The following is a 23,954-nucleotide window of genomic DNA, read 5'->3' as shown; positions in this document are numbered from 1 at the left end:
ATAACTTAATTAATGTTACCCTTACAGGGTCTTTTGTTTCTAACCGCAATGCCTTGCGAAGAAACAAAAGACCGAGACCTTGACTCGGCTTTTAAAAAAGAAAATCTAAGTTGTTGATCAGCTATTTGTTGATGATTTTATCAATAACCCCGTATTTGAGGGCCTCTTCGGCGCTCATAAAATAATCGCGATCCGTGTCGTGCTCTATTTTAACCAGAGTCTGATTGGTATGCTTGGCTAAAATTTTGTTAATGCGGTCTCGCACGCGTAAAATATGTTCGGCTCTGATTTTTACATCAATGGCCGGACCTTCGGCGCCGCCCATGACTTGGTGAATCATGATTTCAGCGTTGGGCAGAGCAAATCTTTTTTTCTTTGCTCCACTAGCGAGCAGAACCGCGCCCATTGAAGCAGCGGTGCCAACACAAATGGTAGACACATCTGGTTTTACATACTGCATCGTGTCATAAATTGCTAAACCAGCTGTTACGGATCCTCCGGGAGTATTAATATAAAGTTTAATGTCTTTTTCCTTATCTTCGCTTTCCAAAAAAAGTAGCTGAGCAATAACAGTATTGGCGACATTATCATCGATAACATCACCCAAGAAAATGATTCTCTCTTTTAGAAGCCGAGAATAAATATCATATGCCCTTTCTCCCTGTGACGATTTTTCTATAACCGTCGGAATAAGTTGCATAATTTATATTAAACCAATTACTATATTAAAACCTTTGATGAGAGTATAAAACAAATAAAAGGGATTGTCAATAGACCTACTTATCCACAAGAGAAAAAAATAATACAAAGGGGCTGGTTGTCCAGCCCCTATTGCACTTTTGCGAGCTTGAGGACTGCTTTGCCCGTCTCGACAAAGTAGATTCCTCTAGTAACGTCCCTTCCCCAGTTAAGACGACCAGGCTGGCCAGCGAAAACCAGACGACCCGTCAGATCGTAAATCTTAAAGGGTCGCTGGCTAACGATGCTAACCTGTTCGGCGAACGGATTTGAGCTAACGATCGCGGTTTGTACTTGCGGATGAACTTCCGGTTCTGTCGCGCCCGTTGGTTCGGCGGCAAACTTATACAGCCAACCAGCGTCAGTGGCCACGTAAATGGCGCCCGAGTCATCGACAGCCGGCGAACTAACTTGACCCGCCAAACTGTCATATTCGAAACCGATTCCGCCGTTAGAATTGAAAACAAGGAACTGACCGCCGATCGTACCAACGGCCAAATTCCCGCTGTCATCAACTACCGGCGATGAGTAACCCGGTTCAAGCGCGTACAGCCACTGCAGTTGGCAAGACTGATAGGACTTGAGTCTGTTGTTGAACCCGATGCTAGACAACACGATGGTACTGTCATGTACAACCGGAGTAATATAGCCCAATCCATCATCTTCTGACAGCGCGTGTAGCAGATTGCCTGCGAGATCGTAGATGAGTAGGCCCGATTGCCAGCCGAAGCTGTAGACCAGACCAAAGTACAACGTGTCGCTAGAAATAACCGGCGACAATTGGCAGCCGCCCGGCCAGAAGAGAAGCTCTTCTTTGCGCGGGAAAAACTGCCCGCCAAGCGAATCAAACCCGTAGAGACGGTAATCGTAATAAGCCAGGGTATTGCCCAACGTTATCACATAGACATTACCCGTGGCCGTATCGACTACCGCCGACGTGTTCTCAAAGCCCGGACCCAGATCTTCGGTTTGCCACAACAAGCGACCGGTACGGTCTAACGCCCAAAGCCGATCGTCGGCTAAGACGTAAAACCGATTGCCAAAACCGCTTAAGTGGCCGCCTGATACGCCGACTCTTAGCCGCGACCTTATCTCTCCCGACCAAGATAGGCCGAAAAGAGTTTCACTAGCCACAAGCCAGATGCCGGTATCGCCGCTAACTACAAGTGGCGCATACTCAATCAAGCCGATCAAACTGACCCACAAGCTCTCGCCACTTGACGAAAAAGCATGTAAGCCTGATTGACTACCAATAAGAACCGCATCTCCGCTCTCGCGCTCAACCACGAGCGGACAGGTTTTGACCGAAACCGAATCGCCGAGTTGACGTTGCCAAATCAGCGACGGTCCTAAGTCAAAATTGCTTCGCCCTGAATGCTGACTGTCATGCCGAAACATCGGCCAGTTAGCCCAGGACGTCGCAAACACGAGCCCTAAAACGAAAAAGTGCTTTATCATGGCACCTCCTATTTGATAATTCTCTCAAAATTTACCCCTTTGTCAAGTGGCGACTTTATGTTATAATAATTAGATAAATATATTATGAACGAAAAAAATCAACGACCATTAGCAGAGAAATTAAGGCCGACCAGCTTGGCCGATTTTGTTGGCCAAGAAAGAATCGTCGGTCCAAACGGACCCCTACGGCCACTTATCGAACAAAAACAAATTCCTTCGATGATTTTTTGGGGTCCGCCCGGTTCAGGCAAAACCACTTTAGCTCGTATCATTGCCAGCCAAACCGGATTGGGATTCATCCAATATTCGGCCGTCGAAGCAAGTACTAAAGATATAAAAAAATTTTTAGAACAGGCGCGAGCTAATTTTTCCAACTCCCGACAAATAAGTATGAGGGAAAAATCAGCGCCGATCGTTTTTATAGACGAAATCCACCGTTTTAATAAATCGCAGCAAGCGATTTTCTTGCCCTACGTCGAAGAAGGTTCGATAATTTTAATCGGCGCCACCACCGAAAATCCTTCTTTTGAAGTTATCTCCCCTCTTTTGTCGCGCTGTCGGATTTTCGTTCTTGAGCCCCTGAGACCAAAGGATATTTCTCTGATCATTAAGCGCGCCTTATCAGATAAAAATAATGGCTTGGGAAATAATAAAATAAAAATCACCAAAGATGCGCTCGAATTTTTAATTCAAGCCTCTAATGGCGATGCGCGCTTACCGCTTAATATTTTAGAAATCGCCCTTAATGTAGCTAGGTCCGATGCGAGTGATACGTATCATTTGACCAAAATTATTTTCGCCAACATTTTACAACGCCAAGCCCTAATTTACGATAAGGGCGGCGAAGAACATTATAATGTTGTCTCGGCTTTTATTAAATCAATGCGCGGGTCAAATCCTGACGCAGCTTTATATTGGCTAGCACGAATGCTAGAAGCCGGTGAAGATCCGCGCTTTATCGCCCGACGCATGATTATTTTCGCCTCTGAAGATATTTCTAATGCAGATCCCATGGCCCTTTTAATGGCCAATGCTGCGAGCCGGGCCGTGGAATACGTTGGCTTGCCCGAAGCAAAAATTAATCTAGCGCACGTAGTGACTTATCTGGCAACCGCGCCAAAATCCAACGCTTCTTACGCGGGTCTTTTGGCGGCCGAAGCTGACGTAAAAAAAACTTTAAATCTACCGGTACCACTTCATTTGCGTAACGCGCCCACACAATTAATGAAAGAGTTAGGTTATGGTGAAGATTATCTTTATCCGCATAATTATCCTGGCGCCAAAATTGAACAAGAATATTTACCCACCCACCTAAAAGACAGAAAATATTACAAACCTCAAAAAAAACAAAATGAAAATAAAAAATAATAAAAATTTATATTTTAATATTAGGTGGGCGGGTTTACGCCACCCGCCTAAAAGGTAAAAAATATTATCAACCCAAAAACAAAAAATAAATTTTATGGAAGAATTAACAGCCATCCGTTCCAGAAAAGGCCTTTCTCAATTATTAAACATCTCTTATTTTTCTAAGGATTTTAAAATAATTTGCTGCTATCAGCTGATCTTAAAAATCATTGACGGCATGATAGGCTTATTTTTGCCTATTTTTCTTTTAGAAGCATATCATCAATCACTTTCTCTGGTAATTATTTTTTACATCATCGGTTATACGCTTTTCGGATTGCTCGTTCCGTTGGGAGCAATTATTATGTCAAAAATTGGCCTAAAGCAATCAATGATTAGTGCTAGATTAATTTCGGTGTTATTTTATCTCTTTCTGTTCTATTTTAAAAACAATCCATTAGTCTTTTCTATTTTAGCTATCGCTGTTTTGACGATTTTCAGAATGCTTTACTGGACTCCCTACCATACTAATTTTACCCATATTACCCATCGTGATTCCCGAGGAAAACAAGTTGCCTATGTGGCCATAGTTGGATACATCACCAGCATGGCCGCGCCTCTTCTCGCTGGTTTTGTCCTTTACCAATATGGTTTTAATTTCATGTTTATCCTAGGTATAATTATCGTCGGCTTATCGGTCATACCCCTTTTCTTTTTAACGCCCGTGCCGGTAAAATTTGAATTTTCTTTCTGGCAAACCTTCAAAGAGTGGGCAAAAAAAGAAAATGCCAATCTGCGAATTGCCTACATTTCTAACGGCGCGCAAGATTTAGTTGGCGCCATTATTTGGCCTATTTTTATTTATCAATTATTAGAAAAACAATACTTAGCCGTAGGCGCCGTCTCAGCCCTAATTATCGGCGGAACCATCCTTTTGTACCTTTTCACCGGCCAATACACCGATAAATTCAACAAGAAAAAAATTTTACGTTACGGTTCATTTATCTATTCTGTTGGTTGGCTATTAAAAACCATTATTTCAACTGCTTTTCAGATTTTCGTTATCGGCACCATACATTCCTTTACCGCCGTTCTGTTAAACACGCCATTTTCGGCTCTAATGTATGAGAAAGCAGCCGATCGCGGATCATATGTTGATGAATATACCGTACTGATGGAAATTAGCGATATCTTGGGAAGAATCTTAATGGGCCTGTTAATCTTGGGATTACTTTGGATCGGCGGATTTAAAATAATTTTTATCCTAGCTGCGCTATTTAGTCTATTAATTAATCTGTTATAAATATGGTCTGGTTGCTTTTTATTGTCCTGTCTACTTTGATTTTCAGTATTTGTAACGTCTTCGACAAATTTATTTTAGAAAAAAGAATAAATAATTTTTTGATTTATTTTATTATTGGCGGTATAGCTTGGTTAATTTTTGGGTTAATAGTATTTGCTTTTCTTCCGCCACTCCATTTGTCTTGGCCGATTATCGGTTTATCAATTTTAAGCGGATTGTTAATGGGCCTTAATTGGCTTATTTTTTATAAAGCTCTGACCAAAGAAGATGTTTCACGCGTTATTACTATTTTTTATATTTTTCCTATTTTTGTGGCTATTTGGGCCTGGTTATTACTCCATGAATCCATCTCGCCAATTAAATGGCTGGCCATCTTTTTTGCCATCAGTGGTACAATTATTATTTCGCTTAAAAAAGAGTCGATTAAAGCGCCAATCAGAATATGTGGCGCCTTTTTGTTAATATTGCTTGGAGCCGCTATTTTTGAACCTGGAGTTGAGATTATTGACAAATATGTTTTAAGCCAAATTTCTCCCTGGCCATTACTAGCCCTCAATGCTATTGGATTTTCTATTATGGCTATCAGCTTTCTGGTCTTTTCCGCCTCGGCTCGCCAGCAAACATGGCAATTCTTTAAAACCAATCGTCCAACTCTTAAAATTATTATTTTCGCACATTTAATTTACTTCTTCGGCAACCTATTATTTCTTTTAGCCGTACCATTTACTAAAATCACTTACGTTGCTACGGTCAGCGTTATCCAGCCGGTCTTTGTTTTTATTCTGACTCTTATTTTAAGCATGTTCAGACCAAAAATTTTAAAAGAATCATTAAGTATTAAAACCATTCTGATTAAAACGTTTGCCATTGTCTTAATTGTCGCTAGTATTTTAATTATTACCTTAGCCTAAAATATGCCAAAACTTTTATTACATGTTTGTTGCGCCAGTTGCGGAATAATACCTATCGAATTATTAAAAAATAAATTTTCTCTAACCTTATTCTGGTATAACCCGAACATTGAACCAAAAGAAGAATACGAACGGCGTTTAGTTGACGTTAAAAAATTAGCTGAAATTTATCAGCTACCGCTGATTGTCGACGATTACGATAACAAAGAATGGCGCGAAGCAGTTAAAGGACTAGAGCAAGAACCGGAAAACGGCCACCGCTGCGACGCTTGTTTTAAATTCCGCCTAAACAGAACCGCTTCCATAGCGCATAAAAACAATTTTGGTCCGCTTCGCCAGTTGGCGAACGGCGGATTTGCTACTACCCTTGGCTTAAGCCGTTTTAAAAATACCACCTTAATTGATGAATTTGGTCAAGTATTAGCCAAAGAAAAAGGCATAAAATATTATCGATTTCAGGCCGACAAAAACTTAACCACTCAACGGGAGCGCGAACTATCAAAAAAATATAACTTTTACCGACAAAAATATTGTGGTTGCTCATTCGCCAACACTATCCAATCCTTCCCAAAATTTACCAAATAAAGTATAATAAAGACATTGAAAGATAACAATTAAATATCTTTTATGAAAACACTTCTTGTCGTACTCGGCCTTTTAATCCTTCTGGCCCCACTTCAACCCCTAATAGCGCAGACCCAAACCACTAACAGCGATGTAACCAATCAACCCCAACTTAAAGGCCTAACTGACTCTCTTAATGTTCTGCCCGGACAAACTTTTTATTTTTTAAAAACCACCAAAGAAAAAATAGAATATTTCACTACTTTTGGCGCCAAGAATAAAGCCAAGATTGCTTTAAGGTTTGCCCAAGAAAGATTAAAAGAATATCAGGCATTGAAACAACAAGGTAAAGACGAATTGGCTTTGCGCGCTTTTGACATGTATTTGACTGAATTAAATCTGGCCATTAATAACCTAGAAGAAGTTCGCAAAGAAAACCGTTCCTTAGATCAAGACGGACAAATCCTATTGTTAAAACTGCAACAACAACTAACATTTTTAACCGCTCTTTATAAAAATAATGTTCCGGCGGCGGTAGAAGAAAAATTTAGCGCGGCCTTCAGCGCCAACCAACGTGCTTATCAAGTTTTAAAAATTTTAATTGCCGGTGAACAAAAAGAAGCGCTGCAAGATAAGGCAAAAAGCGCTGGCAAAAAAGCCGACAGTTGGACAAAAAAAATATTCAATACTCTTTGGCCATAAAATATATGAATACTAATAAATGGGAAGAAATAATTTATCTAATTGAAGAAAAATTTGGTATTGATGCAAAAAGCGAAGAAGATTTTTTGGTCGAAGAAACCCACGACGGCAGAAAGATTACTGGACGAAAAGAGGTTGTTGAATTTACGGGCCCGATGGGTAAAACGAGAATTGAAAAAATTTCACAACCAAAATTAGTTGATAAAAAAGTTCTATCCAATAAAAGAATCGGCGGCAAGGCGGTGATTGATTATGTTTTTTCAGATAACGAAGTGAGTGAGCGCGTCAACTTCTACCGTTTTGACGATGCGGCCGGAAATTGGATAGAAATCAAAAACATAATCTAAAAACATGAATTTTTTTACTCGAAAAATACCAATTATTTTACCGGCATTTATTTTTTTATTGTTCGAAGTTTTATTTTTTGTGCCTGGTCCCTACTTTTTATTAATAGGCCTGAGCTTGCTTCTAACTGTTAGCGCTGTTTTGCTCTATATTCTATTAAAAGAAAAAATTCGCGCCATTTGGCCAACCTATATCCAGCTAATAATTCTGATTTTAACCAGCTCTCTTTTTTCTTTATTTCTATCACATGGTTTTTTCTACCACCTATATCTTATTGCCGCTAGTTTATTTTATTGGTATATTCTTTCGACTATATTTTATTATTTTTACCAACCACGGCTTTACCAGCCCTATAGCCTAGAGAGGTCTTCGCGTTGGATAATTTTTGTCACCATTTTTTGTTTTCTGGCTGAATTAAGCGCTTTGTCTTTATTTTTAGGCATTTCGCCTTGGCTGACCATTATCCCTTCGTGGGCCATTAATCTATGGGTTTACTTTTATTTTATTAGAGCCACCAAGGCCGATGAATTAAAAAAGAATAAATGGCAAATTCTTATAGTGAGCCTTGTTTTAGCTGAATTATATTTAAGCATCAGTTTTTTGCCCGTTAACTTCCATATTAACGGTTTAATTTCATCTATTTTTAATTTAATAATTTTACAATTATGGCTCAAGGATCAAGGGTTACCGTTACCGATAATCAAGAACGACCAACCACTGTAAAAATAAAAGAAAACGAAAGATCTATGGCGCAAGACCAAGAGAGAAAACAATCAGCAGAAAAAATCGAGCAGATTTATTCTGCCCAAAATGATAATTTCTATCGACCAGGGCGAACACGTTCTTTGTGGTTAATAATAATTTTAGCAATAATATTCGGCGCGCTGGCAGGTCTGGGTGGAGGAATTTATATTTTAGCAAACGGAAAAATAAAAATTCCTTTCGGGCAAGAAATTAATCTCTCTAAATATTTACCAGCCAATCAGGTTAACCTAACCACTGAAAAAAAGATCACCGTTACCCAAGATTCTCGCGTTGACGAGCTGGCCAAGGATTTTAACGCCCAATTGGTGAATATTTTTGCCACCAAAACTACCGACAGTAATTCTATTTTAGATCAATCATATTATAACCAAGGGGCTGCCGGACGCGGCTTTGCGCTAACAAGTGACGGTTGGCTAGTGTTTGGTAAACAAATTTTTAACGATTGGCAAAAAAAATATTCTGTTATTAACGGCCAATCGATAGCTCCGGCGGAAAAAATAATTTTCGACCAAGCCAATGGCGTAGTCTTTGTTAAGTCTTCATTAAAAGACTTAACTGCCATGAAAATGACCGCTCAACAAGACATTACTCCTGGGCAAGAAGTGATTATTTTTGCTCCGGATAATAGTTTAATTATTAATTCTATCAGCAACCCTAATTGGCATATTGTTAAACAACCGACCGATTTAATTCACTCAACAGACCAATTTTCGAATTATATTCTTCTATCCTCTCCTGTTGATCAAAAATATGTCGGCGCGCCAGTGGTCAGCCTTGATCGCTCAATTATCGGTATAGTGGCCGACAAAAACTCCATCAAGCCATGTTGGCAATTTAATGCGAGCGTTAATCAGGTTCTAAATAATAAAAAAATTACCCATCCTTTCTTGGGCATTAATTACTTAAGTTTAGCCGAAATCAATACTACCTTGCCTGAATATAAAAACCTTAATCAAAATGCTTTGGTTTGGGGCACCCCGATTAAAGATAGCCCGGCCAATAAAGCGGCCATTAAAGATAAGGACTTGATTGTGAAGGCAGATGGTATGCCCATTAATCAATATTACAACCTAACTGATATTGTCCAGGGACATAAACCCGGCGATACGATTGAATTGGTTATCGCCCGCCAAGGAGTAGAAAAAACCTTAAAAATAATATTAGGCGAAAAATAAAGGATTAAGCCCTTTACTGCCGGCACTCATTTGTCTAGCAATAATCGGCATTAATTAATTTATATTTTTTTATGGAACGAATCAATTATTTCATTAAACACATTAATCTAATCGGACAAATTAAGGATTCTTTTGAAGAAAAAATTGAAAAACTGATTCATCTTGCGCCAGAATCTAAAGAAATAAATGTAGATTTAAAATATCATCCGGTTCGCGCTAAAGAAGAATCAACGCAACTCGAAGTCTGCCTGATTATGACCAAAAGAAAAATTATGGCCAGCGCTATGGCAAGCAACATTCTGGAAGCGGCCGATATCGTCGTCGCTAAAATTAAGAAACAATTAGAAAAAAATAAACAAAAACGAGAAGTTAAGAAAAAAATAACTCGCCGGGTCATTAGAGAGAGCAAAAGTATTTAAATTAAAGTATTTAAATTTTGGCCTTAATTCTAATCTCAACTCCCACTTTCTAAGAAAGTGGGGGTTGATTTTTATGCTTAATTTAGCTATAATCGTCTTATGACTAATCATCTTAAAGACAAAAAAGTTCTGGTTATGGGGCTCGGCCTAGTCGGCGGCGGTTTAGGCGTGATAAAATGGCTTAGTCATCAAGGCGCAAAAATTACTGTCACTGATTTACGCGACCGCAAAACTCTTTTGCCAACCTTGAAAAAATTGGCTGGATTAAAAATTAAATGCATCTTAGGCCAACATCGGGCTAGCGATTTCCGCCAGGCTGATTTAATTATTAAAAATCCAGCGGTGCCGATCGAATCGCCATATCTTAAAATAGCCCGCCAAGCTCATGTTCCTGTTACCAGTGATATCGAACTGTTCGGACAACGTTTTAACGGCAGAACAATCGCTTTAACCGGCACCAAGGGCAAATCAACTACGGTTCATTTAATAAAGCACATTTTAGAAACCGCTAAGCAATCTGTTGAATTGGGCGGCAATATCGGCGCTACTCCACTCCTATCTTTGAATAAAAATAATGTTTTTATTTTGGAACTATCGTCTTTTCAGTTGGAGAATCTAAAAATTTCACCAGATATTTCCATTATCACTAATATCTTCCCCGATCACTTAAACCGCCACAAAACTATGGCCAAGTATGTAGCGATTAAAGCTAATATCTTTAAAGGCCAGTGTCGCAACCAATTTACTGTTTTAAATTATGACAATCTGATTTGCCGCCGCCTGGGAAATGAAGTTCCGGCCAGCTTGGTCTTTTTTTCTGCCAAGACTAATCTTCGGCCAAAAAATTGCCAAATATTTTTCAGCCTTAAAAATAATTCCATTATTGTCGACGATAAAAAATCAATCCGCCGCCTGATATCTTTAAGTAAAACAAAATTGCCAGGTCAACATAATTTAGAAAATATTTTAGCCGCCGTAGCTACGGCTTTTTTGACGAGTATTAAACCGACGATTATTCAAAGGGCCGTTAACAGCTTCTCGGGCGTAGCTAACCGCTTAGAGCTAATTCGCACTGTTAATGGTGTCAAATATTATAACGACACAACTGCTACGAATCCCGGAGCAACCGTCGCCGCTCTTGCTGCCTTGGGCAAGAATAAAAATATTATTTTAATTGCCGGCGGGGCGGATAAAAATCTTTCCTTTGATGAACTGGCGCCAAAAATAAAAAAAACCTGCCAAAGAATTATAATGCTTTCAGGCACGGCTACGCCAAAATTCATCCAAACGCTTAAAAAAAATAAATATCCGGTTAAGGATATCATTGAATTTGATAATTTTAATCAAGCAATTAAAGCGGCTAAAGAAATAGCCAAGCCGGGCCAAATCGTTTTACTCTCCCCTGCTTGCGCCAGTTTCGGAATGTTTAAAAACGAATTCGACCGCGGTAAGCAATTTATTAAACTAGTAAAAAATCTATAATTTAATAAAAAATAGCACTTTAAAGAGTGTTATTTTTTTTATTTATATTTTTCTATTCCGCCACCCTAAACACTTCGTCAACCGTAGTTAGTCCATCAAGCGCTTTAAGCAAACCATCCTGAGCCATAGTAATCATACCCTGCTGTTTAGCTAAGTCGCGCATTTGATATTCCGAAACTTGGCCAGACAAAATTACCTTTTCTATTTCCGGCGACATTAATAAAACTTCATAAATACCAAGGCGACCCTGATAGCCAAGGCCATGGCAAGACGGACAGCCACTACCAGTAAAAAACTTGGGCTGCCAGTTTTCATTGAAACCAATGGCTTGCTTTTTATCTGCCGGTAAGTCGGTTAGTAATTTTTTAACTTTTTCTAAAACTTCTTGATCAAGTGTAATTTCTTTTTTACAGCTTAAACAAATTTTTCGCACCAGCCGTTGTCCCATAATGGCATTTAAGGCCGGCGATAAAAGATATGGTTTAACGCCGATGGATAAAAATCTTGGAATGGCGCCAGCCGCATCATTGGTATGTAAAGTAGAAACGACTAAGTGGCCAGTTAAGGCCGCCTGGATGGCAGTCTCCGCTGTTTCCAAGTCGCGTATTTCGCCGACCATAACTATGTCCGGATCTTGGCGCAAAATCGATTTTAATCCTTTGGCAAAAGTATAATCCTTGGCATAATCAACTTGACTTTGATTAATACCGTTTAGTTTGTATTCGATCGGATCTTCGAGGGTGATAATTTTAGTTTCGGGATTATTTAATTTATTCAAAATTGCATATAAAGTAGTCGTTTTACCGCTGCCGGTTGGGCCGGTTGTAATAACCATGCCATTTGGCCGGACGATTTGCTTGGACAATTGGTCAAAAGCTGGCGAACGAAGCCCTAAATCTTCAAAGCCCAAACCGACCGACGCGGAGCGAAGCAAACGCATAACCACGCTTTCACCAAAAGCAGTTGGTAAACAAGAAACACGCACATCAACCTTGTCGTCAGTTAAATAAATAGTAAATCTGCCGTCTTGCGGCCGATCTGTGACATTAATCTTCAGACCGGAAATTAATTTTAAACGAGAAATTACCTGTGGCCAAAGTTTTTTGGCCAAAGCGGCAACTTCAATTAACACGCCATCGATTCTAAACCTTATTTTTATCTCATTTTCTTCGGCTTCAATGTGGACATCAGAACTCCGCGATTGAATGGCGCTGGCAATAAGCAGGGTTAATAAATCAGAAATAGAAACTTTTTGAATTTGCTGATTTAAGTCGGAAAAATTAGAAATCTGCGCTTGAAATTTTTTCAAATCTTCTTCTTTAATCTCAACGCCCTGAATTATTTTGCTGACCTTGGGTAAAGCAGCATATAATTTATAAGCATGATTAAAGCTGAGCGATGAAATTAAATATAGCTCAGTTTTAAGATCATGAGCGTGGCCAAAATTAGCGCGAAATTCAGCCATAGAGTGGCTTTCGGGATCAATGGTGGCCAATTTAGCTTCGCGATCATTTTTATAAAAACAAATAATGTGATATTGCTTAGCGTCTTCTTCGGAAACTAAAGCTAACGCTTCGGGCGCTATTGGGAAGGCGGTTAAATTAATATAAGGCAATCCTAGAGTAAAGGCCCGTTGGTTAGTTTGCTCTTCAAGTTCTTTGCCCTGAATATCTTCCAGCCGGTTCTGAAGCTTTTCTGCTGTTTCGTCGCTGGCCAAGGTTGGCTTGGAGTTTGATTTAAAAATAGACATACCCAGTAACAATAACTTCACCAAAGATGCCAAACTGTTTTGGCACGATAGTGTTTTAATCTTTTAATTAAAAATCGTCGACCATTGGTAGTTTTTAAATATTTTTCTCTTTGTTTGGCATCTTGTTCATTCAAGCATGCCTCAAAATAGATTAACTTAAATGGGCGTCTAAGCCTGGTAGCAAAACTTTTGCCCTTCTGGTGTTCTTCTAAACGTTTCTTTAGATTATCGGTATAGCCTACGTAGGCATAATCATCTTTTAGGCTACGAAGCACATAAGTGAAGAACACCTGTGAAGTTTTGTTACTGGGCATACAAATTATTGCGCGTATAATCTTTGCTTAATATAATCAACTTCTTGCTTAATGCGCTTTTCATTTTCTACTTCCCTTTTCACTTTATTGTACGAATGAATAGCCGTAGTGTGATCTCTTCCTCCCATTTCTTGACCAATCAAAGGAAACGAGGAGTTTAATTCTTCTCTCATTAAAAACATAGCCACCTGTCGGGGATTAACTAATTCTCGACGGCGCGACGTACCAACTAAATCAGAGACTTTGATCCCATAAAAATCTGCCGTCGCGTTAATAATATCTTTAATGGTAATGAGTGATTTTTTATTTTGGTGGCTTAGTCCACTCACAATTTGTTTGACCGATTCTAAAGTCGGCGCAGTTTTATTAAGCTCATGATAAGCCATAACTTTTGCCAAAGCGCCTTCGAGCTCTCGCACATTCTTCTGAATATGAACCGCCAAGTATTGAATTAATTCCGGATCAATATTATATCGTTTTTCCATGGCCTTGCTTTTTAAAATAGCAATTCTAGTTTCTAGATCAGGTGAAGAAATATCGGCGATTAATCCGCTATTAAACCGAGAAACCAACCTTTCCTCTAGGGCCGGAATAGCCTTAGGCAAACGATCAGAAGTTAAAACTATCTGCTTATCGTGCTGATATAAATCGTTAAAAGTATGAAAAAACTCCTCTTGCGTACCCTCTTTGCCGGCCATAAACTGCACATCGTCAACCAAAAGCAAATCCATCTGTCGATAGGTATTTTTGAATTTGTCGATAGTTTTGTTGCGCAAAGCATTAACAAATTCATTAGTAAACTTTTCTGCATTGGTGTAAAGGATTTTCGCGCGAGGATTCTTTTTTAAAATGGTATGGCCGATGGCTTGAAGTAAATGGGTCTTGCCCAAACCAACACCCCCATAAATAAATAAAGGATTATATTTTTTACCCGGCGTTTCGGCGGAAGCCAGGGAAGCTGCATAAGCCAATTCATTACTTTTGCCAACCACAAAATTGTCGAAAGTGTAGCGCGAGTTGAAGCCAACGCCATTTTTTTCTTCCGGTTCCTCTTTAGTGGAAATAATAATTCTTTTGATATCGACAGTCGGAGTTTTTATCGGCACGCCGGCAGATTCAACCTGATATTTTATTTTTTTTATTTTATGATCGGTTAAATTTTGAACAATATTCAAAATTATTTTATGATACTTTTTTTCCAGCCATTCTTTAGTGAAATTATTCGAAACGCCGACAATTATTTCTCCCACCTCCTCGTCTAAAAACATTATTTTTGTGTTTTGTAGCCAAGTTAAAAAGCTGGCTCGCGGCAAAACTATTTCCAGTTCGGCCAACACTGACTGCCACAACTTATCTTTGTCTAACATAATATTTTATTGGCAAGCGAGCAAGTAAAAAGAAAAAAATTATTTTTTCTTTTCCGAGTGAGCGCTGGCAACAAGGGGTTTAATGCCCCTTATACTTACTAATTAAAAAGCACTTAGTAAGTATAGTTAATCGCTTTCAAAAAACAAACTTTTGGGGGGAAAAAATGTTAATTAATTGTTGATAATTTCCTTGTTTTTCTAAAAAAAATCAAATAAAGCCCCGACGCGAAAAGCAACAAACAAACCAATTGAGCAAGCCGTAAATCTAAAATCATCGGTTGATAATTAACGCGCAAAAATTCTATTATAAAACGGCCAAGTGAGTATAAAACAAGATACCAACCAAAGATTAAACCGCGGCCCATCTTTATTTTTTTAATAATAAATATTAAAAATATTAAGACAAAAATATTCCAAATAAATTGATAAAAAAAGGTCGGATGAAAATACTCGAAAGAAACATATTGTATCGGCCGATAAATTAATTCAATAGGAATGCCCCAGGCCAATGAAGTCGGGTAGCCAAAATTTTCTTGATTAAACCAATTACCGAAACGGCCAATCGCCTCTCCCAATAATAACGCCGGCGCCAGAAGGTCTAATATAAACCAAAGGGAATAACCCCTTTTCCGTCCGTAAAAAAATAGAAAAATAAAATTAGCTATCAGCGCGCCAAAAATTCCCAATCCCCCCTGCCAAAAATAAAAAATCTCCCAGGGCTTCGCGATATAATAATTAATTTCGGTTAATACATGATAGAGCCTAGCGCCGATCAGGCCAAAAATAATTAAATAAATAGTTAAATTAACTAATTCATCAAAGCTGATGTTAATCCGATACTTTTTAATTAGTTTCCAGGTCAAATAAAAACCAAAAATAATAGCAAAAACTATTAAAACCCCATAAAAATAAATAAAAATCGGCCCCAACTGAACTAAAATCGGCTGGGGTCGATAATTATGAAAAATTTTTACTAATTCGGACATGAAAAAAGTAAATTTTTCTATTTAATTTATTGTCAAACGAGCGAGAGGCAACAAAAAATTTAATATCCTTTACTTTTCTAACAATAATTTATCGATAAGATCTCTGAACTCTTTTTCTTCGGCAGCCGTATCGCCGCTTCTCTCGTTACCAGTACCAATACGATAATACTTGCAGCCAAAAATAAAGGTCGGGATAGATCCTTGCGGGTTATACTTTTCGTAAAGCGCAGTCGCATCGGCTGGGATCGACGTTTCCTTGGCAGTAGTTAAAGTGTCGTCATTGGTATCTAGCTCCCAATTATGAGCTACAATTTTACCCTTAGCTATGTATTCTTTGGCCACCTTTTCAAACATCGGCTTAGCCCATTGGCAGTGAGGACACCAGCTGGTTGAAAACGCATAAATAGCCACCTTGCCATTTTCTTTACAAACCGGCTCATTAACCTCTAAGAACGTTCCAGCCTGACCAACGACGTTAGCTTCCATGCCGGTCGCCTGTTGTTGCTGGTCTTCTGTTTTCGGCGCAGCAGCTTTATTGAATTTAAAACTAATCGCGTGTGTAAGTATGGCAATAGTAAAGACTATCGCTAAAACTAATATGCCAACTACTAGTCCGGTCCAAAAGGAACATTTAGTTGACCGAAAAAAACAAAGTTTCTTTTTTGGAGATGGCGTTGGTTGCATTTGTATTTCTTCCATAAAAATTTGATTAATAGATTAAATTTAATTAATAAAAATATTAAAACACATTTAAAATATATGTCAAATTATAATAGCATGCTTTCTATGGTTTTGGCAATATCTAAAATTTTATTTTCTTCAAAATGATCTCCGATAATCTGCAGTCCAACGGGCAGCCGATCCACCTGGCCGATTGGCAAAGAAATAGCCGGCAGCCCAGCTAAATTAACCGGAACCGTATAAATATCTGATAAATACATAGCCAAAGGATTGTCTATTTTTTCGCCTATTTTAAAGGCGGTCGTTGGAGTAGTCGGCGTGATGAGGCAGTCAACTTCTTTAAAAATCTTTTCGAAATCCCCAGTAATCAGCTCTCTGACCTGTTGGGCCTTATGATAATAGGCCTCATAATAACCGGCCGAAAGAACAAAGGTGCCTAAAATAATTCTTCTTCGGGCTTCATCGCCAAAACCATTGGTGCGCGACTTTAAATAAACTTCTAATAAGCTTTCTTTTTGTTCGCAGTGGCCATAACGAATGCCATCATAGCGAGCCAAATTAGCCGAAACTTCGGCCGGCATTAAAATATAATAAGACGCTAAAGCGTAGTCTAAGTTGCGTAAGCTTACTTCAATTATTTTGGCACCGGCATCAGATATTTTTTTTATTAAATTATCAATGAGTTTTTTGATTTGCGGATCAAGACCATGAGAAAAAAATTCTTTCGGCAAACCAACTTTTATATTACGCCAGTCAATATTTTTTGGCAGCTCTATCGGAAAATTAGGAGTTCGGCTGGTTGAATCTTTGGCATCGCCACCTTCAATGCCCTTTAAAATAATAGACGCGTCTTCAACTGTTTTTGCTAAAGCACCGATCTGGTCTAAAGAAGAAGCCATAGCAATTAATCCATAACGTGACACGCGACCATAAGTCGGCTTTAGCCCGACCACGCCGCAAAAACTAGCCGGCTGGCGAATAGACCCGCCCGTATCCGAACCAAGCGCCCCCAAGCACATTCCCGAGGCTACGGCTGCGGCCGATCCGCCCGAACTTCCACCCGACACACAGGATAGATTATGCGGATTTTTAACCGGACCAAAATAAGAAGTTTCGCTCGAAGCGCCCATAGCAAATTCATCTAAATTGGTTTTGCCCAAAAAAATTGAATTAATTTCTTTTAATTTTTTTATGACTGTCGCATCATAAGTAGCCCGATAGTTGGCTAAAATTTTTGAAGCGGCCGTGCATAAAACACCCTTAATTAAAATATTGTCTTTTATCACTAAAGGAATTCCCTCCAGTAAATTATTACCAAATTTTTTTTGTTTTATTTTTTGATCGACTATTTTTGCTTGTCCCAAAGCTTCTTTCTCCATTAAGGTAATAAAGCTGTTTATTTCTCCATCTTTTTCTTTAATAATTTTGAAATAATCTTCGACTAAATTTTTAGCCGAAAATTCTTTATTCTTTAAGCCTTGATGAACTTGGCTGATACTTAGATTATTAAGCATACCCAGTAACAATAACTTCACTTAAGATGCCGATTTAACAATCAGCATTAATTTAAATTAATTAAGTAGTAAAATTAGATAATTATTATTTTTGTAAATATAGCGATTCGGCATCTTAAAATATCTAAAATATATCTAATATAGATAATCTCGATGGTTATTTGCCTCACATAACATAACTTTCAGTCCGCTTCAGCGGACTGGTGAAGTTTTGTTACTGGGCATATTTATTCAAAAACGCCCTTAGTTTTAATGAATTTTCCCTCCCTTAGCGACGCTTGGTTTAATAGGTTTTCTTGATCTTCGTCGGAACGAATTTCACCAATATCTTCGCGTAAGGGCGCAATATTTTTGACTAGCCTCTCTTTTGAATTGGCCGCGTCAATCTTCTGTAATTGGCCAACAAATTCTAAAACATCAGAAATTTGTTTTTGATATTTCAATAATTCGGCCTCGGTCAAGTCGAGCCGCGCCAATTTAGCCAAATGCTTTATTTGTTCCTGGTTTAACATATTGATAGATATATTATACTAACTAATTTTAAGTTGGCAAGGAAACAAAAGTCATAAAGAATAGACAGGGCCATGCCCTGTGTTTTGTAGTCGCTTCAAGAAAACGTAAAACCACATTTTCCTTTTGTCCTTCTTTCGACAAAACAAAAAAGCCTTATTGAATACAATAAAGCTCATTCTCATTGATGGAAATGAGACCTGTCTTAATTTTAGGCCCGCCCATCAACTCTTTTAGTCCGGCAAATTCCATTCGTGCCATTTAGTCACCAACTTCTCTCAATCGGTTCTGAAGAGCGACTATTTCAGCGTCAATTCTTGCTAGCTCCGCCTGGAGTGAAAGAATGCGCTCTCTGTCGCTCGTGGTTACGGGGAGACAATCGATGATGCCTTGCACCTCTTCCTTTTCATTCTTTCTGCGATAGAGTTCATCTAGAATCTCTCTTTTTTCGTCAACCAGCTGCTCTGGCGATGGATAGGCCAAGGTGGTGATTGGTCTCTCTGTTCTCATAGCAAAGAACTAAATTATTTACATAATCATTATAACGCTTTTAAGGAATTTGTCAATTTAAAGGTGCAAAAACTGTGCAAAATCAAGCCGCCTTGGAAAAACTACGGAGACAAAGTCAACCCTTCGGCTCGCAAACTCGCAAGATGGCATTTTGGCTCTATTTAACACGCGATGGGGCGTTGAAACTAAAATAAAACGGCATTTTAAGGCCGTCCGATTTTTAACGTTAATTTAATAAAAATTTACTTAATCATCCGTAAAAATTCTTGCTCAGAAATAACTTTTACGTTTAAACGGCGAGCTTGATCGTATTTTGAGCCAGAATCAGTGCCAGCTAAGACAAAGTCTGTTTTTTTGCCAACGCTCTCGGAGGTGCTGCCGCCCAATCCCCTAATTTTTGCCTTAGCCTCGTCGCGAGTCATTGAAGATAGTGTCCCGGTTAAAACAAATTTTAAACCAGCCAATTTTTGTCTGACCGTACTCGGCTTTTCGGGTTTAATAACTACGCCAAATCTTTCTAACTTATTTAATAAATTTATATTTTCTTTTTTACTAAACCATTCAACTAGGCTACGAGCTGAAACCGGACCAATGGTTGAAATGCGCTCCCAATCATCGACTGATTTTGATGAAAAGAAATTAATTACCTGGTTAATGTTTTTTATTATTTTATCCGATTCGCTAATTTTATTAAATAATAAAATGGCTGTTTCTTCGCCAATATGACGAATGCCCAAAGAATAAAGCAGTCGCGCCAGAGTAACTTCTTTCACCTGCTCGATTGACTTAATTAAATTATCAGCTGACTTATCGGCGAATCTTTCTACTTCCATTAATTGATCTTTGCTTAGGGCGAAAATATCAGCCTGATCGTGAATTAATCCAGCGCCAAGCAATTGATCGATAATTTTCGGCCCTAAATGTTCTATGTCAAAAGCGCCCTTAGAGACAAAATGATAAATTTGACGCCGCAATGTTTGATAGCAATTTTCATTAGAACAATAATAATCAACTTCGCCCTGACGATGGATAACCTTAGAGCCGCAAACTGGGCATTTAATCGGCATTTTAAAGGTTTTTTCGTGTCCAGTGCGCAAATTTTTTAAAACACTTAAAATAGCAGGTATAACGTCGCCGGCGCGCTGAACAACCACCGTATCGCCTATTTTTACACCTAAACGTTCAATTTCGTCTTGATTATGCAAAGTAGCGCGAGAAATGGTTACACCGCCTAGGACTATAGGTTCTAAAATAGCCACCGGAGTTAATCTGCCGGTACGGCCAACCTGAACGATAATATCTTTTATTTTAGTCGTTGCTTCAAGCCCGGGGAATTTATAGGCCACGGCTCCGCGGGGATTTTTGCCTACCGAGCCTAATTCTTGAAAAAGTTTATTGTCATTAACCGTAGCCACCACCCCATCAATTTCATATGGTAATTTATTTCTCAAATGTTCTATTTTCTTTTTAAAATTTTTAAAACAATCTAAATTCTCGCAGAATTGATTGTGAGTGTTGTCGCGAAATCCCAAAACAACCAAAAACTGATGCACTTCTTGATGGGTTATTTGCCCGAGCTCGGTCATAATCTGATAGCCATAAAAATCCAACTGCCGGCTGGCGGTAATTTTTGGATCAAGCTGGCGAAGCGAACCAGCGGCGGCATTGCGCGGATTAGCAAAAGCCTGTTCGTTTCTTTTCTTTTGCTCCTCGTTTAACTTTAAAAAAACTTTTTTATCCATAAAAACTTCGCCCCGGACCTCAATGGTCGCTTCCTTTATTTTTCGCCCTAAGCGTTTTTCCAGGTTAGCGATGTTTAGCTTTAATGGAATTGATTTTATGGTTTTAAGATTTTGTGTGATATCCTCGCCGATCACGCCATCTCCTCTGGTCGCGCCCTTAAAAAACGTGCCATCTTTATAAATAATAGCTACGGCTAAGCCGTCCATCTTCAGTTCGGCAAAATAATCAAATTTTGTCTGCCGATTAATCAATTTCTTAATACGCACCTCCCAATCATCAAACTCTTTGTCATCTTTTATGTCTTGTAGAGAAAGCATGGGTATTCGATGGATGAACTTTTCGAATTTTTCTAAAGGGCGACCACCTACTCTCTGTGTGGGCGAATCGAGTGTAATAAACTCCGGATAATTTTTCTCCAAATTTAATAACTCCCTTTTTAGAGAGTCATAGGCAGCGTCGGAAATAGATGGCGCATCTTTAACGTAATATAAATAATCATGACGCCACAACTCTTCTTTAAGTTGCTCTATCCTTTTTTTGGCTTCTGATTTATTCATATATTTTTACTTTGGCCAATTTTTCTGCCAATCCTTTAAGAGTAGAGTCTAGTTTAATTTTATCGTCTATTTTATAGTCTATCGCTTGGTTTAAAGGGATTTTTTGCGAAGCTTTGTAATTTCTGATTTCCGTTATTATTTGTTTTAATGTCTCTATCTTTTTCTCAGCCGAAATATTAAACAAATTCTTACTTGTTTTTGGCCACAAAGTAACGATTAACAAATCATTTTGCTCGGGATTTATTTGTTTATAAATTTCTTCTGTTACAAAAGGAATAAACGGATGCCATAGTTTTAATAAATTGTTGAGAATAAAACGCAAACAATTTATGGTGTTTTCCCTGGTTTTTTCGTTGTCAATTTGCGATTTACTCATTTCCAAATACCAATCAGCTAATTCGTGCCAAGTAAAATCATAAAGTTCACGAGCCGCTTCGCCAAACTCATATTTAGTAATTCTATTTTGTATTGATTCTTCCAAAAAACTAAATCTGCTTAAAATCCATTGATCAGCCAAGGTAATCGGTTTAATTTTTATTTCCGCCTCGGGATGAGCCATTTTTTCTTTTTGCCCGGAAATGAAACGGCTAACATTCCATAATTTATTAATAAAATTGCGCGACGCCAAAACCGTTCGTTCGTCAAATTTAATCGCCTGCTGATCGCGATTAATCTGCATAATCAAACCTAATCTGGTCGCATCGGTGCCGTATTTTTCTATCAAAACCAACGGGTCTATACCGGTACCCAAAGACTTGCTCATCCGGCGACCTTCTAAATTTAAAATAGTTGAGTGGATATAAACATCTTTGAATGGAATTTTATTAATGAACTCCAGGCCGGAAAAAACCATACGCGCTACCCATAAATATAAAATATCGCGGGCCGTAGAAAGAAAGCTGGTCGGGTAATAACCTTTCAAGTCTGCTGTCTTCTCTGGCCAGCCCAAAATGGCAAATGGCCAAAGTGCCGAAGAAAACCAGGTATCAAGCACATCATCGCTTTGCTTAAGCTCGCAATTTTTACAAAAAGGACAGGCTTTTGGCTTATCAATAGAGACGATAAACTTTGAGTTATCGTTTTTGCAAAACCAAGCCGGAACGCGATGTCCCCACCACAACTGCCGCGAAACACACCAATCTTTTATATTAGTAAGCCAGGTTAAATATACTTTTTGATACCGCTCGGGAATAATTTTTATTTTATTTACGCTTACTGCCTTATAAGCTGGCGTGGCTAATTTATCCATTTTGACAAACCACTGAGTAGAAACCTGCGGCTCAACGGCAGTACCGCAACGATCGCACAAAGAAATTTGATGCGGATAATCCTCTTCTTTAACTAATAAATTTTGCTCTTTTAATTTAGCTAAGATTTTTTCGCGCGCTTCTTTGGTTCTAAGTCCTGCGTACTCCCCCGCTTCTTTACTCATCTTGCCGTCTGGACCAATAACATTAATAATGGGCAAATTATTTTCTTGGCCAATCTGCCAATCAACCGCATCGTGAGCCGGGGTAATCTTTAAAGCGCCAGTGCCAAAGGCCAAGTCAACTAAACGATGACTGACTATGGGAATTGGCCGATTAACAATGGGCAAAATTACCTTCTGGCCGATTAAATTTTTATAACGCTCATCTTTTGGACTAACCGCAATGGCGCTGTCGCCCAACATAGTTTCCGGCCGAGTAGTGGCTACGATTAAAAATTTTTGACTGTCTTTTTCCAAGGGATATTTAATATACCATAATTTAGCTTTCTCTTCTTGATATTTTATCTCAATATCAGAAATAGCCGTCGAGCAGCGCGGGCACCAATTGACAATCCGCGGACCGCGATAAATATAACCTTTTTTAAAATAATGGACAAAAGCTGTCTGCACGGCCTTAACATAGCCATCATCTAGGGTAAATCTAAGCCGCGACCAATCGCAAGAACAGCCAAGTTTTTTTAATTGATCAATAATAAGGTCTCCATATTTTTCTTTCCACTCCCAAACTCGTTCTACAAATTTCTCCCGACCCAATTGATGGCGACTAAGGCCTTGTTTGGCTAGCTCTTTTTCTACCACGTTTTGCGTAGCAATGCCGGCATGATCAGTTCCTGGTACCCATAAAGTTTTATAGCCAAGCATGCGGTAAAAACGGACAGCAATGTCTTGAATCGTATTGTTTAGGGCGTGGCCCATATGAAGAGAACCCGTAATGTTTGGCGGCGGAATAGCGACAGAATATTTTTTTGTTCGCGCTCCCGGCAGTTTGTCAGGATTAAAAAAACCGCTCGCTTCCCAACGTCCATATATATCTGATTCGTATTTTTTTGGTTCGTAGGCTGATTCCATTTTAAAAAATTTTTATTAAACTATCGTAAACTTACGAAGGTTCTTTTTATGATTAATCTTAATTTTAATCTTAATTGCCCCTTTTGGCAAGATATTTTTAACGCGGTCCGCCCATTCAATGACCACGATCGCGTTTTTTTTATTAAACCAATCTCCTAGGCCAATATCCATTAATTCTTTACTAGAAGTTAAACGATAAGCATCGACGTGTATCAAATATTTTATTTTATCCGCCGGCCGACGGATTGATTTTTTGTTTTGATAAACCTTCATTAAAACAAAAGTCGGGCTGTTGATGATATTTTTTATACCCAAGCCTATGGCCAGGCCTTTGGTTAAAACCGTTTTGCCCGATCCTAAATCGCCAGTCAAGGCTAGGGTTTCGCCGCCGCGCAAATCTTTGGCTAAAAGCTGGCCAAATAACAATGTTTCGTTAGTAGAGTGAGAAATATGTGTTTTCATGCCAAATTTATTA

General features: G+C 38.7%; 23 protein-coding genes. 10 read left to right on the top strand and 13 right to left on the bottom strand.

Features of this window, described 5'->3' with window-relative positions; translation table 11 throughout:
• Positions 1 to 121: 121 nt before the first annotated feature.
• Positions 122 to 700 (bottom strand): ATP-dependent Clp endopeptidase proteolytic subunit ClpP, encoded by a 579-nt coding sequence (clpP, locus tag PHV78_01945; protein ID MDD5395993.1) that lies wholly within the window; start codon positions 698 to 700, stop codon positions 122 to 124.
• A gap of 128 nt (positions 701 to 828) precedes the next feature.
• Entirely contained in the window at positions 829 to 2,136 is a 1,308-nt protein-coding gene (locus tag PHV78_01940) for a hypothetical protein (GenBank protein MDD5395992.1), read from the bottom strand.
• 144 nt (positions 2,137 to 2,280) lie between these two features.
• Between PHV78_01940 and PHV78_01935 the strand changes: the two genes are divergently transcribed.
• The 10 genes from PHV78_01935 (at position 2,281) to murD (ending at position 11,209) form a co-directional block, all read left to right on the top strand.
• Positions 2,281 to 3,564, top strand: a complete 1,284-nt coding sequence (locus PHV78_01935; protein MDD5395991.1) for a replication-associated recombination protein A — start codon at positions 2,281 to 2,283, stop codon at positions 3,562 to 3,564.
• A 94-nt stretch (positions 3,565 to 3,658) separates the two neighbouring features.
• Entirely contained in the window at positions 3,659 to 4,846 is a 1,188-nt protein-coding gene (locus tag PHV78_01930) for an MFS transporter (protein MDD5395990.1), read from the top strand.
• Positions 4,847 to 4,848: 2 nt separating this feature from the next.
• Positions 4,849 to 5,757, top strand: coding sequence for an EamA family transporter (locus PHV78_01925; protein ID MDD5395989.1), 909 nt, complete (start codon positions 4,849 to 4,851; stop codon positions 5,755 to 5,757).
• 3 nt (positions 5,758 to 5,760) lie between these two features.
• Positions 5,761 to 6,342, top strand: a complete 582-nt coding sequence (locus PHV78_01920) for an epoxyqueuosine reductase QueH (GenBank protein ID MDD5395988.1) — start codon at positions 5,761 to 5,763, stop codon at positions 6,340 to 6,342.
• A 42-nt stretch (positions 6,343 to 6,384) separates the two neighbouring features.
• The gene (locus tag PHV78_01915) at positions 6,385 to 7,023 is read left to right on the top strand and encodes a DUF5667 domain-containing protein (GenBank protein MDD5395987.1); all 639 of its coding nucleotides are present in this window, start codon (positions 6,385 to 6,387) and stop codon (positions 7,021 to 7,023) included.
• 5 nt (positions 7,024 to 7,028) lie between these two features.
• The gene (locus PHV78_01910; protein ID MDD5395986.1) at positions 7,029 to 7,370 is read left to right on the top strand and encodes a hypothetical protein; all 342 of its coding nucleotides are present in this window, start codon (positions 7,029 to 7,031) and stop codon (positions 7,368 to 7,370) included.
• 4 nt (positions 7,371 to 7,374) lie between these two features.
• Complete coding sequence (locus PHV78_01905) at positions 7,375 to 8,091, top strand: hypothetical protein (GenBank protein MDD5395985.1); 717 nt, start codon at positions 7,375 to 7,377, stop codon at positions 8,089 to 8,091.
• Positions 8,034 to 9,308, top strand: a complete 1,275-nt coding sequence (locus tag PHV78_01900; protein ID MDD5395984.1) for a S1C family serine protease — start codon at positions 8,034 to 8,036, stop codon at positions 9,306 to 9,308. The genes PHV78_01905 and PHV78_01900 overlap by 58 nt, the downstream gene beginning before the upstream one ends.
• Positions 9,309 to 9,379: 71 nt before the next feature.
• Positions 9,380 to 9,727, top strand: coding sequence for an HPF/RaiA family ribosome-associated protein (locus PHV78_01895; protein ID MDD5395983.1), 348 nt, complete (start codon positions 9,380 to 9,382; stop codon positions 9,725 to 9,727).
• Between the two features lie 99 nt (positions 9,728 to 9,826).
• Entirely contained in the window at positions 9,827 to 11,209 is a 1,383-nt protein-coding gene (gene murD, locus PHV78_01890) for a UDP-N-acetylmuramoyl-L-alanine--D-glutamate ligase (GenBank protein ID MDD5395982.1), read from the top strand.
• Between the two features lie 52 nt (positions 11,210 to 11,261).
• Here the strand turns inward: murD and PHV78_01885 are convergent, their stop codons facing one another.
• The 11 genes from PHV78_01885 to tsaE all read right to left on the bottom strand — a co-directional run bounded on the left by PHV78_01885 (position 11,262) and on the right by tsaE (position 23,941).
• Positions 11,262 to 12,959, bottom strand: a complete 1,698-nt coding sequence (locus PHV78_01885) for a GspE/PulE family protein (GenBank protein ID MDD5395981.1) — start codon at positions 12,957 to 12,959, stop codon at positions 11,262 to 11,264.
• 17 nt (positions 12,960 to 12,976) lie between these two features.
• Positions 12,977 to 13,273, bottom strand: a complete 297-nt coding sequence (locus PHV78_01880; GenBank protein ID MDD5395980.1) for a GIY-YIG nuclease family protein — start codon at positions 13,271 to 13,273, stop codon at positions 12,977 to 12,979.
• 5 nt (positions 13,274 to 13,278) lie between these two features.
• Positions 13,279 to 14,640 (bottom strand): chromosomal replication initiator protein DnaA, encoded by a 1,362-nt coding sequence (gene dnaA / locus PHV78_01875; protein ID MDD5395979.1) that lies wholly within the window; start codon positions 14,638 to 14,640, stop codon positions 13,279 to 13,281.
• A gap of 167 nt (positions 14,641 to 14,807) precedes the next feature.
• Positions 14,808 to 15,626: a prolipoprotein diacylglyceryl transferase gene (gene lgt / locus PHV78_01870; protein ID MDD5395978.1), complete on the bottom strand. Its 819-nt coding sequence runs from the start codon at positions 15,624 to 15,626 to the stop codon at positions 14,808 to 14,810.
• Between the two features lie 69 nt (positions 15,627 to 15,695).
• On the bottom strand, positions 15,696 to 16,325 hold the full coding sequence (locus PHV78_01865) for a thioredoxin family protein (protein ID MDD5395977.1): 630 nt from the start codon (positions 16,323 to 16,325) through the stop codon (positions 15,696 to 15,698).
• A gap of 68 nt (positions 16,326 to 16,393) precedes the next feature.
• Positions 16,394 to 17,821, bottom strand: coding sequence for an Asp-tRNA(Asn)/Glu-tRNA(Gln) amidotransferase subunit GatA (gatA, locus tag PHV78_01860; protein ID MDD5395976.1), 1,428 nt, complete (start codon positions 17,819 to 17,821; stop codon positions 16,394 to 16,396).
• 227 nt (positions 17,822 to 18,048) lie between these two features.
• Entirely contained in the window at positions 18,049 to 18,333 is a 285-nt protein-coding gene (gatC, locus tag PHV78_01855; GenBank protein ID MDD5395975.1) for an Asp-tRNA(Asn)/Glu-tRNA(Gln) amidotransferase subunit GatC, read from the bottom strand.
• A gap of 259 nt (positions 18,334 to 18,592) precedes the next feature.
• Entirely contained in the window at positions 18,593 to 18,841 is a 249-nt protein-coding gene (locus PHV78_01850; GenBank protein ID MDD5395974.1) for a hypothetical protein, read from the bottom strand.
• 242 nt (positions 18,842 to 19,083) lie between these two features.
• On the bottom strand, positions 19,084 to 21,141 hold the full coding sequence (gene ligA / locus PHV78_01845; protein ID MDD5395973.1) for an NAD-dependent DNA ligase LigA: 2,058 nt from the start codon (positions 21,139 to 21,141) through the stop codon (positions 19,084 to 19,086).
• Positions 21,134 to 23,479, bottom strand: coding sequence for a valine--tRNA ligase (locus tag PHV78_01840; protein ID MDD5395972.1), 2,346 nt, complete (start codon positions 23,477 to 23,479; stop codon positions 21,134 to 21,136). Before PHV78_01840 ends, ligA begins: the two co-directional genes overlap by 8 nt.
• A gap of 15 nt (positions 23,480 to 23,494) precedes the next feature.
• On the bottom strand, positions 23,495 to 23,941 hold the full coding sequence (tsaE, locus tag PHV78_01835) for a tRNA (adenosine(37)-N6)-threonylcarbamoyltransferase complex ATPase subunit type 1 TsaE (protein ID MDD5395971.1): 447 nt from the start codon (positions 23,939 to 23,941) through the stop codon (positions 23,495 to 23,497).
• Between the last annotated feature and the right edge of the window lie 13 nt (positions 23,942 to 23,954).

The organism is Patescibacteria group bacterium (assembly GCA_028715115.1).
Taxonomy (GTDB): Bacteria; Patescibacteriota; Patescibacteriia; order UBA2591; family UBA4787; genus JAQUSN01.
Note: the sequence above shows the minus strand (reverse complement) of the source record. Positions and strands in the feature narration are given on the sequence as shown.